Origin of the sequence: Pseudoflavonifractor sp. AF19-9AC (assembly GCF_003478995.1) — a bacterium.
GTDB lineage: Bacteria > Bacillota > Clostridia > Oscillospirales > Oscillospiraceae > Lawsonibacter.
Window position 1 is genome coordinate 16,366 of record NZ_QUGI01000007.1, and the last position, 12,834, is coordinate 29,199.

Annotated in this window: 12 protein-coding genes; 6 read left to right on the forward strand and 6 right to left on the reverse strand. The window is 63.5% G+C overall.

The genetic code is table 11. From position 1 onward, the window contains the following. Positions 1-54: 54 nt before the first annotated feature. The 3 genes from DWX58_RS11915 to DWX58_RS11925 form a co-directional block, all read right to left on the reverse strand. On the reverse strand, positions 55-735 hold the full coding sequence (locus DWX58_RS11915) for a VTT domain-containing protein (RefSeq protein ID WP_118644122.1): 681 nt from the start codon (positions 733-735) through the stop codon (positions 55-57). Positions 736-851: 116 nt separating this feature from the next. Continuing rightward, entirely contained in the window at positions 852-1,718 is an 867-nt protein-coding gene (gene metF, locus DWX58_RS11920) for a methylenetetrahydrofolate reductase [NAD(P)H] (RefSeq protein ID WP_118644124.1), read from the reverse strand. 45 nt (positions 1,719-1,763) lie between these two features. Beyond that, a complete protein-coding gene (locus DWX58_RS11925) occupies positions 1,764-2,522 on the reverse strand; it encodes an exodeoxyribonuclease III (protein ID WP_118644126.1) in 759 nt (252 codons plus the stop codon). Positions 2,523-2,769: 247 nt separating this feature from the next. Here DWX58_RS11925 and asnA point away from each other — a divergent pair, with 247 nt between their 5' ends. The 6 genes from asnA (at position 2,770) to DWX58_RS11950 (ending at position 9,460) form a co-directional block, all read left to right on the forward strand. Continuing rightward, the gene (asnA, locus tag DWX58_RS11930; RefSeq protein ID WP_118644128.1) at positions 2,770-3,783 is read left to right on the forward strand and encodes an aspartate--ammonia ligase; all 1,014 of its coding nucleotides are present in this window, start codon (positions 2,770-2,772) and stop codon (positions 3,781-3,783) included. A gap of 115 nt (positions 3,784-3,898) precedes the next feature. Further along, positions 3,899-4,027 carry a hypothetical protein gene (locus DWX58_RS15910; protein WP_279229867.1) on the forward strand — a complete coding sequence of 43 codons (129 nt, stop codon included), beginning with the start codon at positions 3,899-3,901 and terminating at the stop codon, positions 4,025-4,027. Between the two features lie 50 nt (positions 4,028-4,077). Beyond that, positions 4,078-4,755, forward strand: a complete 678-nt coding sequence (locus DWX58_RS11935; RefSeq protein ID WP_118644130.1) for a methionine synthase — start codon at positions 4,078-4,080, stop codon at positions 4,753-4,755. Beyond that, positions 4,706-7,135 (forward strand): homocysteine S-methyltransferase family protein, encoded by a 2,430-nt coding sequence (locus DWX58_RS11940; RefSeq protein ID WP_199648811.1) that lies wholly within the window; start codon positions 4,706-4,708, stop codon positions 7,133-7,135. Before DWX58_RS11935 ends, DWX58_RS11940 begins: the two co-directional genes overlap by 50 nt. A 129-nt stretch (positions 7,136-7,264) precedes the next feature. Continuing rightward, positions 7,265-8,167, forward strand: a complete 903-nt coding sequence (locus tag DWX58_RS11945) for a glycoside hydrolase family 25 protein (protein WP_199648813.1) — start codon at positions 7,265-7,267, stop codon at positions 8,165-8,167. A 60-nt stretch (positions 8,168-8,227) separates the two neighbouring features. Beyond that, the gene (locus DWX58_RS11950) at positions 8,228-9,460 is read left to right on the forward strand and encodes a glycerate kinase (RefSeq protein WP_118644134.1); all 1,233 of its coding nucleotides are present in this window, start codon (positions 8,228-8,230) and stop codon (positions 9,458-9,460) included. 56 nt (positions 9,461-9,516) lie between these two features. Here the strand turns inward: DWX58_RS11950 and DWX58_RS11955 are convergent, their stop codons facing one another. The 3 genes from DWX58_RS11955 to metK all read right to left on the reverse strand — a co-directional run bounded on the left by DWX58_RS11955 (position 9,517) and on the right by metK (position 12,761). Then, positions 9,517-10,602 (reverse strand): hypothetical protein, encoded by a 1,086-nt coding sequence (locus DWX58_RS11955; RefSeq protein ID WP_243093465.1) that lies wholly within the window; start codon positions 10,600-10,602, stop codon positions 9,517-9,519. A gap of 164 nt (positions 10,603-10,766) precedes the next feature. Beyond that, complete coding sequence (deoC, locus tag DWX58_RS11960; RefSeq protein ID WP_118644136.1) at positions 10,767-11,423, reverse strand: deoxyribose-phosphate aldolase; 657 nt, start codon at positions 11,421-11,423, stop codon at positions 10,767-10,769. Positions 11,424-11,579: 156 nt separating this feature from the next. Further along, complete coding sequence (metK, locus tag DWX58_RS11965; protein ID WP_118644137.1) at positions 11,580-12,761, reverse strand: methionine adenosyltransferase; 1,182 nt, start codon at positions 12,759-12,761, stop codon at positions 11,580-11,582. Positions 12,762-12,834 lie beyond the last annotated feature (73 nt).

Here is a 12,834-nt window from a genome sequence, read left to right on the forward strand (position 1 = left end):
TCCCGCAAAAACGAGCCATCCTGCCCAGTGTACAGAATGGCTCGTCTGTTCGAATTATGTTTGGTCCGGCTCCTTCCGGTGGTGCACCAGATGGCGGAGCACCCACTGTTCCACCCGATCGCCATACTTCATGCCCAGCACAAAGATGGCCAGTCCCGCTGCGCCCAGCGTCGCCAATCCCCATATGGGGACACGGACCGTAGAGCCGCCCAGGGCGCTGGCCACCAGAAGGCCCCAGGGCCTGGTGAGCAGCACGATAAGGGCAAACCGCCGGAAGGAGATGTCCGTCAGTCCGGCCAGAATACACAGCACGTCGTCGGGAAAATAGGGAAACAAAAAGGCCAGCGTCAAAAACACGGTGGTTTTGGCGTGGATCACCGCCTGGTACTTCTCTGACAGGCGGCGGCTGACCACCTGGTCCGCAAAGTTCCGCCCCAGCGCCCGGGCCAGCCCAAACACCAGCAGGGAGCCCAAAAATACGGCCGCCCAAGTGAGCAGAAATGCGCTCCACATTCCAAAGAGCACCCCGCCCGCCAGGGCGGTGATGTTGCTGGGAATGGGAGCCAGCACCACCGAAAGAAGCTGCAGAAGAAAGAACCACAGCTGGGCATAGGGCGCCCGCCGGGCAATGTAGTCCTGAAGGGCCTGCTGGGAGGTACAGGCGGCAAAAAAGCCGCTTTGGTAAAGGCCCCAAGCCCCGCCTGCCAGCAGCAGCACGGTGGCCGCAAGGCACACTCTCTTGGCTGTCTTTCCCGTGGTTATCACCTCCTTATCTCTCGTTTCCCACAGAATACCACGGGCCGATTAGAGGAGGACAAAATTTTTCTTAAATCTTCTTAAATTTTTTCCTTTTATACTCTGCGGATGGAGGAAATGCTGCCGGCAATCTGCTGGGCCACGGCGGGATTGTTCATGGTGTAGAGGTGGATGCCGTCCACGCCGCCGGCAATGAGGTCGGAGATCTGGTCAATGGCGTAGGCAATGCCCGCCTCACGCAGGGCGTCGGGGTGATCGCCGTAGCGGGCCAGGATGCGGGTGAGCTTGCTGGGCATGCTGGCGCCGCACATGGACACCATCCGCTGGATGGAGGCCTGGGACAGCACGGGCATGATGCCCGCCTCAATGGGCACGTTGATGCCGGCGATGCGGCAGCGCTCCAGGAAGCGGAAGAAGTCCTCGTTGTCGAAGAACAGCTGGCTCACCAGGTGCTGGGCGCCCGCGTCCACCTTCTCCTTTAGGTGGCGGATATCGCTGACCATGTCAGGGCTCTCCAGATGTCCCTCGGGGTAGCAGGCGGCGGACACGCCGAAATCGCTGTGGCTGCGGATGTAGGTCACCAGGTCGCTGGCGTGGGCAAAGTCGGTCTTGGGGGGCACGTCGGGGTTCACATCGCCCCGCAGCGCCAGAATGTTCTCCACGCCGTCCGCCTTCAGGTCGGCCAGCAGCTGATCCACGTCATTCTTGTCGGCTCCCACACAGGTCAGGTGGGCCATGGCAGGAATGTGGTATTTATTTTCAATGATGGAGGCAATCTCCCGGGTGGTCTGGTTGACCTTGGAGCCGCCAGCGCCGTAGGTGACGCTGATGAAGTCCGGGTGGATGTCCTTCAGCCCATCCAGGGTAGTGTAGATGCTGTCAATGGGCATGTCCCGCTTGGGGGGAAATACCTCACAGGAAAATACAGTCTTTCCCTGTCCGAACAGCTGTGCCAATTTCATACAGATTCCCTCTTTCTATGCTGTTTTATCCCTCAGTCTCCGGGATCAGAGATCCAGCTCCAGCAGCACCGGGCAGTGGTCGCTGCCCTCCACGCTGCTGAGAATTTCCGCCCGGCGGATTTTATCCCGCAGGCGGTCGGATACAATAAAATAGTCAATGCGCCACCCCGCGTTCTTCGCCCGGGCCTGGAAGCGGTAGGACCACCAGGAGTAGGCCCCCGTGACGTCCGGGTAGAGGAAGCGGAAGGTGTCGGTGAAGCCGGAGGACAGCAGGGCGGTCATTTTCTCCCGCTCCTGGTCGGTAAAGCCGGCGTTCATGCGGTTGGTCTTGGGGTTTTTCAGGTCAATCTCCTGGTGGGCCACATTCAGATCACCGCAGTAGATGACCGGCTTATGCTTGTCCAGGGACATGAGATAGTCCCGCAGATCGTCCTCCCACTCCATGCGGTAGTCCAAACGCTTCAGCCCGTCCTGGGAGTTGGGGGTGTAGCAGCACACCAGGTAGAAGGGCTCATACTCCAGAGTAATAAGCCGCCCCTCGTGGTCGTGGGGTTCCCGGTCCATGCCGTAGGCCACGGCCAGAGGTTGGTGGGGGGTAAAGACGGCAGTGCCGGAGTAGCCCTTCTTCTCCGCGGAGTTCCAGTACTCCAGAATTTCCTCCCCCAGGGGGACGTCCGCCTGGCCCTGCTCCATTTTGGTCTCCTGCAGACAGCAGAAGTCAGGCCGCTCCTGCTGGTAAAAGTCCAAAAATCCCTTCTTCATGCAGGCCCGCAGGCCGTTTACGTTCCAGGAGATGAATTTCATAGTGCCTCCTACCGCCGGACTAGCCGGCGCATGTCCTCTGGCTTTCCTTTGGATGGGACGGGCCCACAGCCAAGGCTTCCATCTGATAGAATAGCACTTATTATATGATAGAACCCCCGTCTTTGCAAGTGCCCTTAGGCAATCTTGCCGGAAGGCGAAAAAAGCCAGGGTCTGCCGTTGCTTTTCCAGGGGGGATTTTGTATAATAAAAAAATCAAAATCCGATTATCTGATTAGGAGTGTTGATCATGCGTCACATTACCGTTCCCCAGGGCTATACCTCCCTGCTTTCCATTTATGAGACCCAGAAGGCCATCGGCCTTTTAAACCGCCTCTTTGAAGACAAGCTGGCCGGCGCCCTGCGTCTGCACCGGGTGTCCGCCCCCCTGTTTGTGGCCGCCTCCTCCGGCCTCAACGACGACCTGAACGGCGTGGAGCGCCCCGTGGCCTTCGACATCAACGGCGTGGAGGGCACTGCCCAGGTGGTCCACTCCCTGGCCAAGTGGAAGCGTCTGGCTCTGAAGCGCTACCAGTTCCAGGTAGGCGAGGGCCTCTACACCGACATGAACGCCATCCGCCGGGACGAGGAGCTGGACAACCTCCACTCCGCCTATGTGGACCAGTGGGACTGGGAGAAGATCATTGCCAAGGAGGACCGGAACCTGGGTTACCTCCATGCCACCGTACAGTCCATCGTGGGCGCTCTGGCCGACACCCAGTACTTTCTGCGCACCGTCTTCCCCCAGCTGTGCGTGCTGCCCGAACTGTCCACCCAGGTGACCTTCATCACCACCCAGGAGCTGGAGGATCTCTACCCCACCATGACCTCCAAGGAGCGGGAGAACGCCTTTGTGAAGGAGCATCCCGTCACCTTCCTCACCGGCATCGGCGGCAAGCTGCGCTCCGGCAAGCCCCACGACGGCCGCGCCCCCGACTACGACGACTGGGACCTCAACGGCGACCTGCTGTGCTGGGACAGCATCAACGGCCAGGCCATCGAGCTGTCCTCCATGGGCATCCGGGTGGACCCCGAAAGCCTGGACCGCCAGCTTACCCTGGCCGGCTGCGATCACCGCCGTGAGCTGCCCTTCCACAAGATGCTGCTGGAGGGCCAGCTGCCCCTCACCATGGGCGGCGGCATCGGTCAGTCCCGCGTCTCTATGCTGCTGCTGGGCAAGGCCCATATTGGCGAGGTCCAGTCCTCTCTGTGGGATGAGGCCAACCTCCAGGCCTGCCAGAGCGCCGGCATCACCCTGCTGTAACAAGCCAAGATGGGCCTTGCCCAGCTGGCCGCTTCCAGCGGCCCGGCGCTATGCGCCGTAAATTCGACGCGTTAGCGGAGAATTTTTCCAGGGCGAATTCATTTCGCCCGTCGAAATGAAAATGGGGCCCCATTCCCGCCTTGGCGGGAATGGGTACAAGGCCCACATTGGCGAGGTCCAGTCCTCCCTGTGGGACGAGGCCAACCTCCAGGCCTGCCAGAGCGCCGGCATTACTCTGCTGTAACTAAAGCGGGCCAAACCAACCTAATTTTTCACGGAAAGGAGGGGCAGCGCATGAATCTGTCCATCTCTGAACTGAATCTCGACGAGGTACTGCGGTACATGGGCTGTCCCCCCGACCAGGCAGATGAGAGGCTGCGGACCCTGGCCCGGCAGGCCTGCGGCCAGATTCTCCGGGAAGCCAGGCCCCGCTGGGCCTGGCGTTGCTTTGACGTGACAGCAGAGCCGGAGGGCGTGCGCCTGTCCTGCGGGCTGCTCCTCCCCGGCCAGGACCTGAAGCGCCATCTGGAGGGCTGCCGCCGGGCAGCGCTCTTCTGTGCCACTCTGGGTGTCCAGACGGATTCTTTCATCCGCCGGGCACAGAGTGTGGACATGCTCCATGGCCTGGCTCTGGACTGCGCCGCCGACGCAGCGGTGGAACAGGTCTGCGACCAGATTGAGACGGAGCTCCAGGGCCAATTCCCCGGCTGCTTCTTCCCCTTCCGGTATAGTCCCGGCTACGGCGATCTGCCCCTCACCCTTCAAAATGATCTGCTGGATCTGCTGGACGCCCCCCGCCGGGTGGGCCTCACTGCCAGCGCCAGCCACATTCTCATCCCCCGCAAGTCGGTCACCGCCATTCTGGGTGTGGCCGATCAACCAATCGCTCAATCCGTCCGCAGCTGTCTGAGCTGTCCCGCTCATGCCGGCTGTATGTATCGAAAGTCAGGTGGACACTGTGGAATTTCGTGAATTACTGAACGCGCCCGGCCCCATTCTTCTGGACGGCGGCATGGGTACCATGCTCCAGGCCAAGGGTCTGGGCATCGGCGAGGCCCCGGAGCTGGCCGCTCTGGAGCACCCGGACTGGATTCTGGACATTCACCGGGCCTATGTGGAGGCCGGCACCCAGATTCTATGCGCCAACACCTTCGGCGCCAACCGGGAAAAGCTGGCCCGCACGAGCAAAACCCCCGATGAGGTCATCCCTCCCTCCATCGCCCTGGCCAAGGAGGCCGCCGCAGGCCGTGCTCTGGTGGCCCTGGACATCGGCCCCATCGGCCAGCTGCTGGAGCCCACCGGCCTTCTGCCCTTTGAGGAGGCGGTAAACCTCTTCAAGGAGGAAGTCCGGGCCGGCGTGAAGGCGGGGGCCGACCTTGTGATGATCGAGACCGTAGCCGACCTCCAGGAGGCCCGGGCCGCCCTACTGGCCGTGAAGGAGACCTGCGATCTCCCCGTAATGGTCACCATGACCTACGAGGAGCGGGGCCGCACCTTCCTAGGCTGCGATCCCGCCTCTGCCGCCCTCACCCTGGAGGGCATGGGGGCGGACGCCATCGGTGTCAACTGCTCCCTTGGCCCTCGTGAGATGCCCCCCCTGGTGGAGGAGCTGACTCGCTGGTCCACCCTGCCCATCTCCATCAAGCCCAACGCCGGTCTGCCTGACCCCAGCGGCTCCGGCTATGACATCAGCGCCCAGGAGTTTGCCGAGAGCATGGCCCAGCTCACCGAGCTGGGGGTGAAGTTCTACGGCGGCTGCTGCGGCACCACCCCGGAGTATATTGCCCTGCTGGCCAAGGCTCTGAAGGGCCGGACCATCCGGGAGATTCCCCGCTCCGTCCCCGCCGCGGTGTGCAGCGGCACCCGTACCGTGCCCATCGACCGTGTCCGGGTCATCGGCGAGCGCATCAACCCCACCGGCAAGAAGGCCATGAAGGAGGCCCTGAAGCGGGACAACATTGACTATATGCTGGGCCAGGCCCTGGAGCAGACCGAGGCCGGGGCGGACATTCTGGACGTGAACGTGGGCCTGCCGGAAATTGACGAGGCGGACATGATGGTCCGGGTGGTCAAGGCAGTGCAGGGGGTGACCGACGCCCCTCTGCAGCTGGACTCCACCCGCCCCGAGGTGTTGGAGCCCGCCCTGCGTATTTACTGCGGCAAGGCCATTGTCAACTCCGTAAACGGCGACGAGGAGACCATGGCGGCCATTCTCCCCCTGGTGAAGAAGTACGGTGCCTCCGTGGTGGGCCTCACCCTGGACGAAAACGGCATCCCCAAGTCCACCCAGGCCCGGATGGACATTGCCCACCGGATTCTGGACCGGGCTCTGTCCTACGGCATCCGCCGGGAGGACGTGTATATCGACTGCCTCACCCTCACCGTCTCCGCCGAGCAGGAAGGAGCCGCCCAGACCCTGGAGGCCCTGCGGCGGGTCCACAGCGAGCTGGGATTGAAAACGGTGCTGGGTGTCTCCAACATCTCCTTCGGTCTGCCCGCCCGGCCCCTGGTGAACCAGAACTTCCTCACCATGGCCATGACCTGCGGGCTGGACCTGCCTATCATCAACCCCAACGTGGACGCCATGATGGCGGCGGTACGCAGCTACCACCTGCTCATGAACATCGACACCGACGCCCGGGACTTCATTGCCGCCTACGGCGACGTGCAGGTGTCCACCTCCATCACCGCCGCCTCCCGCCCCGCTTCCGCCGCCCCTGCCGCGGGCGGTACACGGGATCTGGGGGAGCTGGTGAAGGCTGGACTGAAGGGCGAGGCCGGCGAGGCCGCCCGGGCCCTTCTGGAGACCCGGGAGCCCCTGGACGTGGTGGACAACGTGCTCATTCCCGCCCTGGACCAGGTGGGCGCCGACTTTGAAGCCGGCCGGGTCTTCCTGCCCCAGCTCATCCAGGCCGCCGGCGCCGCCCAGGCCGCCTTTGAGGTCATCCGCGCCCGCCTCTCCGGTCAGCCCGGCCAGGAGGCCGGCAAGGGCCCCATCGTGCTGGCCACGGTGAAGGGAGACATCCACGACATCGGCAAGAATATCGTGAAGGTACTGCTGGAAAATTACGGCTACACCGTCATTGACCTTGGCCGGGATGTGCCGCCGGAGGCGGTGGTCCAGGCCGCCCAAAAGCATCAGGCCCCTCTTGTGGGCCTGTCCGCCCTCATGACCACCACCCTGGGCAGCATGGCGGACACCATCGCCTTGCTCCGTCAGGAGAAGGTCCCCTGCAAGGTTGTGGTGGGCGGCGCGGTGCTCACCCCCGACTACGCCCAGCAGATCGGCGCCGACTTCTACGCCCGGGACGCCAAGGAGAGCGTGGACGTGGCCCGGCAGGTCATCGGATAACTGCTGTGCCGGGTTTGCCGTTGCATCCCTCCGGTCAGCCTGCTATAATAATGTCTAAAAAAGGGGCCGCACCGCGGCCCCTTCCCGGGATGTGCCCGGTTTTCAAAAAACGTCCGAACGGAGGATTCCATGGGACACAGTGTTACTCCCCCGTCCGGCCAGAATCCGGAAAAGCGTCCCGCTCCATCCCGCCGCGCCCCCTCGTCCAAGCTGCGCTGGCTGTGGATTGTGGTGGTGCTCCTTCTGGCGGCCGGCGGCATTCAGCTTTACCGCATCAGCCAACAGCCCGTCACCTTTCTCTACCGTGACATGACCCTGGAGGCCATAAAGGGCGTGCCGGTGAACAAACTGGAAGAGGAAAACTTCTCCACCTCGCCCTCCGGCCGGGTGACCTACACTCAGGACGGCCGGGAGGCCAAAACCGGCATTGACGTCTCCTTCTACCAGCAGAACGTGGACTGGCAGGCCGTGGCCGGGGACGGCATCGACTTCGCCTTTCTCCGTCTGGGCTACCGGGGCTACACCCAGGGGGCCCTGAACACCGATACCTGCTATGAGGCCAACCTTCAGGGTGCCCGGGACGCGGGCCTGGAGGTGGGCGTCTACTTCTTCTCCCAGGCTCTCACCCCGGAGGAGGCCCGGGAAGAGGCCCAGTATGTGCTGGACACCCTGAACGGCAGCCCCCTGGAGTACCCGGTGGTCTTCGACTGGGAATTTATCACCCACGACAGCGAGGCCCGCACCCACGGCATGGACGGTGAAACTCTCACCCAGTGCGCTGCCGCCTTCTGCCAGGTCATTGAGGAGGGAGGCTACACCCCGGCGGTCTACTTCAACCGGGACATGGGCTACCTCTACTACGACCTGTCCCAGCTGGATCAGTATCCCTTCTGGCTGGCCGACTATGACAGTGTGCCCGACTTCTACTACCGCTTCCAGCTGTGGCAGTACACCCACACCGGCACGGTGGCGGGCATCGAGGGAAATGTGGACCTGAATCTGGACTTTGGGCCCATTTATGACCCGTCCTGACCTTGTTTTTTCCTGCGCCTGATGCGCAGATGACATTGAATTAGGGGAGGAACTTACTTTATGGCACTGAGAAACGACTGCGACACCATCGTTAAAGAGGCCATTGCCCAGGTACGTCCGGATGCGGCGGTGGCCCGGGCCCTGGCCGGACGCACCTTCGGGCCTGGCCGGCTCATTCTGGTCTCTGTGGGAAAGGCCGCCTGGTCCATGGCCGACGCCGCCTGGAAGAGCCTGGAGCACAAGCCCGACGCCGGCATCGTCATCACCAAGTACGACCACAGCCAGGGGCCCATCGGCACCCTGGAGATCCACGAGGCTGGCCACCCCGTCCCCGACGAGAACACTTTCTCCGCCTCCGCCCGGGCTCTGGAGCTCACCGAGGGCCTCACCGGGGAGGACACCGTGCTGTTTCTCCTCTCCGGCGGCGGCTCCGCCCTCTTTGAAAAGCCCCTCATCCCCGGCGAGGAGCTGCAGGACGTGACAAAGCAGCTGCTGGCCTGCGGCGCGGACATCGTGGAGATGAACATCCTGCGCAAGCGGCTGTCCGCCGTGAAGGGCGGGCGCTTTGCCCAGCACTGCGCCCCCGCCAAGGTCTTTGCCGTGGTCCTCTCCGACATCATCGGCGACCCCCTGGACATGATCGCCTCCGGCCCCGCCTATCCCGACGGCTCCACCTGCCAGCAGGCCCAGGCCATCGTGGAGAAGTACGGCCTGAAGCTCACCCCTCAGGCTACCGCTCTCCTGGCCCAGGAGACCCCCAAAGTTCTGGACAACGTGGAGACCCAGATCACCGGCAGCGTGCGGGAGCTGTGCCGGGCAGCCGCGGAGGTGTGCAAGGGCCTGGGCTACGAGCCTGTGGTCCTCACCGACAGCCTCACCTGCCAGGCCCGGGAGGCTGGCTCCTTTCTGGCCTCCATCGCCCGCTATCACCAGGACACCGACCGCTCCCTGGCCTTCCTGGCCGGCGGCGAGACGGTGGTTAAGCTCACTGGCAAGGGCAAGGGCGGCCGCAACCAAGAGATCGCCCTCTCCGCCGCTGAGGGCATTGACGGTCTGAAGGACACCGCCGTCTTCTCCTTCGGCTCCGACGGCACCGACGGCCCCACCGAGGCGGCCGGCGGCTTTGTCTCCCATGAAACAAAGGCCCAGCTCTCCGCCAAGGGCCTGTCTATCTTCGACGTGCTCCAGGACAACGACGCCTACCACGCCCTGGCCGCCTGTGACGGCCTTATCGTCACCGGTGCCACCGGCACCAACGTCAACGACGTGGCCGTGGTCCTCATTCGCCGGTAATTCCCCTCATACACAGTTCCCCGGCGCCCTCCCTGTGGGAGAGCGCCGGGGTCTTTTTAGGTCAGGGACAGGATTTCATTCCCCACTCGCCGGGCGGTTTCCTCCACCCGGCCGAAGTCCACATAGGGATTATAGATGGCCTCCAGGTCGTCGTGCATGGCCTTGGCCTGGGCCAGGGAGCTCACCGCCTCCTCCACCAGGGCAGCGGACACCTTCTTGGCAAAGCGAACCCGGGGCCGGCCCCGGCGCAGCAGGTTTTCATCCGCCGCCGCGTCCAGACGGATTCTCCGGTAGGGCTTTTCCGGCAGAGGAAGCGCGGGGGTGGAGGTAAGGAAGGCCAGACCCTGCTCCGGCACCAGTAGGTGGGCCAACCGCTCCGGCGCCATGGGGTCGGGGCAGGCCACCACGTCCCAGCCCCCCGCTGTGGCTCCCGCCAGCAGGTGGATGAGCATCTCATGGGCCAGACCGTACTGGTCGGACAGCTCATACACCCGGGAGCACTGGGCCAGGGCGGTGTCAAAGAGGCACATGGCCCCCTTGTGGGTCACTGCGCCCAAAAAGCGCTGCTTCACCTGACCGCCGGTGATGCCCTTCTTCCGCCGCAGCTCCCGGGAAAGGATGCCCCGGGCCCGCTTGGCCAGCTTCTCCGACAGCTCCTGGGTGAGCAGGGTGGCCCGGATGTCCTCAAAAATCTCCGCCGACGCTCCCAGACAGCGGTAGGCCCGCTGATAGCAGCCCTTATAGCCCGTCATGCAGGCCATCAGCGCCTCCCGCCGCTCCCACAGCGCCTGGGTGTCATAGCACTCCCCCAGGTTGACGTAGCGCTCCACCGCCCCGGGGTATTTGGGCTCCACCACGTGGGGGGCGGTGCCGTCCACAATGGCCACCCCCAGCTTGGGCAGCACCAGGGCGTCCAGGGAGGCCGGGTCCCCGGAGCAGAGAATGTGCTCCGTCTCCAGCCCCTCTTCCTCCATCCGCTCCCCCACCCGGCGCATCAGGGTGGACTTCCCGCAGCCCGGCCCGCCCTTGAGGATGTAGATGGCCCTGGCCTGCTCCGGCGGGAGGAGCTGGGGGTAGAGGGAATAAAATCCGGTGGGGGCGTTGGCCCCCAAAAAGTATTCAATATGGGGTAAAGCAGTCATAAGCGACCCTCCGTATCAGCAAATCTGTACTCCAGACTATGCCGACCGTCCCCCTTGGTGTTCCTTGCTTCACGGCTCTCTTTTCCCGCTTCCACCCCCTGCGGGGCACAAAAAACGGAGGTCGGCGTTTGCCGGCCTCCGGGGTAGGTTCTCTTGAATGGAGTTCAGCCCTTTGCCTGCTTGGCCAGGGCCACCAGGGCACTGGCTCCGATGCGGTCCGCGCCCGCCTCCACCATGGCCTGGGCCTGCTCGAAGGTGCGGATGCCCCCCGCTGCCTTCACCCGGATGTCGGGGCTGACCTTCTCCCGGAACAGGCGCACATCCTCCACGGTGGCGCCCCCGGTGGAAAAGCCGGTAGAGGTCTTGATAAAGTCCGCGCCGGACATGGAAACGATGCGGCACATGGCTACCTTCTCCTCCTGGGTGAGCAGGCAGGCCTCCACAATGACCTTCAAAATCCGGCCCTTACAGGAGGCCTTCACCGCCTTGATCTCCGCCAGAACGCCCTCCCAGTCACCGGCCTTGGCCAGGCCCAGGTTGATGACCATGTCGATCTCGTCCGCACCGTTGCGGATGGCGTCCTCCGTCTCAAACACCTTGACCTCGGGCGTGGAATAGCCGTTGGGGAAGCCCACCACGGTGCAGATTTTCAACCGGTTGCCCACATAGGCCGCCGCCTGCTTCACGTAGCGGGGAGGGATACAAACCGAAGCGGTGGAAAACTCCATGCCCTCGTCACACACAGCCTTCACCTGTTCCCAGGTGGCGGCAGGGGTCAGGATGGTGTGGTCCACCTTGCTTAAAATGTCTGTTCTGTCCATAAAATCTCCTCCTTACAGGAAAAGCTCCTGCAATTCCGAACATAGCTTTCTTGGTGTAATCCATTTTACTCCAGTGTATCCGCTGTTGTCCAGTCCTAAACCCAAAACGTCCGCCCCACCCGGAACGGGCGGAGCGGACGTTCACTTTGTTTTGGATTACAGGTTCTGCTTGAGCTGCTCCATGCGGTCGATGCGCTCCCAGGGCAGATCCAGCTCGGGACGGCCGAAGTGGCCGTAGGCGGCCAGCTGGCGGTAGATGGGCCGGCGCAGGTCCAGGTCCCGGATGATGGCGCCGGGGCGCAGGTCAAAGGTCTTCTCCACGGCCTGCTCCAGCTGTGCATCGGACACGGTGCCGGTACCAAAGGTGTCCACACGGACGGAGACGGGGCGGGCCACGCCGATGGCGTAGGCCAGCTGCACCTGGCAGCGCTTGGCCAGGCCGGCGGCCACCACGTTCTTGGCCACCCAGCGGGCGGCATAGGCGGCAGAGCGGTCCACCTTGGTGGGGTCCTTACCGGAGAAGGCGCCGCCGCCGTGGGGGGCGGAGCCGCCGTAGGTGTCCACAATGATCTTCCGCCCGGTGAGGCCGGAGTCGCCCTGAGGGCCGCCCACCACAAACCGTCCGGTGGGGTTCACATAGATCTTGGTCTCCCCGTCCAGCAGCTGCTGGGGCAGGATGGGCTTGATGACCAGCTCAATCATATCCTTGCGGATCTGCTCCAGAGAGGCCTCGGGGCCGTGCTGGGTGGACACCACCACCGCGTCAATGCGCTTGGGGGAGCCGTCCTCGTTGTACTCCACCGTCACCTGGGTCTTGCCGTCGGGCCGCAGGTAGTTCACCTGGCCCTCCTTGCGCACCCGGGTGAGCTGCATGGCCAGCTTGTGGGCCAGGGAGATGGGCAGGGGCATGAGCTCCTCGGTCTCGTCGCAGGCGTAGCCGAACATCATGCCCTGGTCGCCGGCGCCGTTGTCCAGGCCGTCGTCCTGCTCCCCTTCCTTGGCCTCCAGGCACTTGTCCACGCCCATGGCGATGTCGGGGGACTGCTCGTCAATGGAGGTGAGCACCGCGCAGGTGTCGCAGTCAAAGCCAAACTTGGCCCGGTCGTAGCCGATGTCCCGCACCACCTGGCGGGCAATCTTGGGGATGTCCACGTAGCAGTGGGTGGTGATCTCACCCATCACATGGACCAGGCCGGTGGTCACCGTGGTCTCACAGGCCACACGGGCAGCGGGATCCTCAGCCAGGATGGCGTCCAGAACCGCGTCGGAAATCTGGTCGCAGATTTTGTCGGGGTGACCCTCGGTCACCGATTCGGAGGTAAACAGTCTCTTTGCCATTCTTATTGTTCCTTTCTTGCCGGGAGGATGAAAAAACGCTCCGCCGGATTGGCGGAGCGTTGTGTCTGTATGC

Excerpts from the sequence above, each read along its gene's own strand:
- deoC (WP_118644136.1), bottom strand. The coding sequence starts at position 11,423 with ATGGACAGAACAGACATTTTAAGCAAGGTGGACCACACCATCCTGACC.
- DWX58_RS11935 (WP_118644130.1), top strand. The coding sequence starts at position 4,078 with ATGAATCTGTCCATCTCTGAACTGAATCTCGACGAGGTACTGCGGTAC.
- DWX58_RS11940 (WP_199648811.1), top strand. The coding sequence starts at position 4,706 with ATGCCGGCTGTATGTATCGAAAGTCAGGTGGACACTGTGGAATTTCGT.
- DWX58_RS11925 (WP_118644126.1), bottom strand. The coding sequence starts at position 2,522 with ATGAAATTCATCTCCTGGAACGTAAACGGCCTGCGGGCCTGCATGAAG.
- metF (WP_118644124.1), bottom strand. The coding sequence starts at position 1,718 with ATGAAATTGGCACAGCTGTTCGGACAGGGAAAGACTGTATTTTCCTGT.
- DWX58_RS11950 (WP_118644134.1), top strand. The coding sequence starts at position 8,228 with ATGGCACTGAGAAACGACTGCGACACCATCGTTAAAGAGGCCATTGCC.
- DWX58_RS15910 (WP_279229867.1), top strand. The coding sequence starts at position 3,899 with ATGAAAATGGGGCCCCATTCCCGCCTTGGCGGGAATGGGTACAAGGCC.
- DWX58_RS11955 (WP_243093465.1), bottom strand. The coding sequence starts at position 10,602 with ATGACTGCTTTACCCCATATTGAATACTTTTTGGGGGCCAACGCCCCC.
- metK (WP_118644137.1), bottom strand. The coding sequence starts at position 12,761 with ATGGCAAAGAGACTGTTTACCTCCGAATCGGTGACCGAGGGTCACCCC.
- asnA (WP_118644128.1), top strand. The coding sequence starts at position 2,770 with ATGCGTCACATTACCGTTCCCCAGGGCTATACCTCCCTGCTTTCCATT.
- DWX58_RS11945 (WP_199648813.1), top strand. The coding sequence starts at position 7,265 with ATGGGACACAGTGTTACTCCCCCGTCCGGCCAGAATCCGGAAAAGCGT.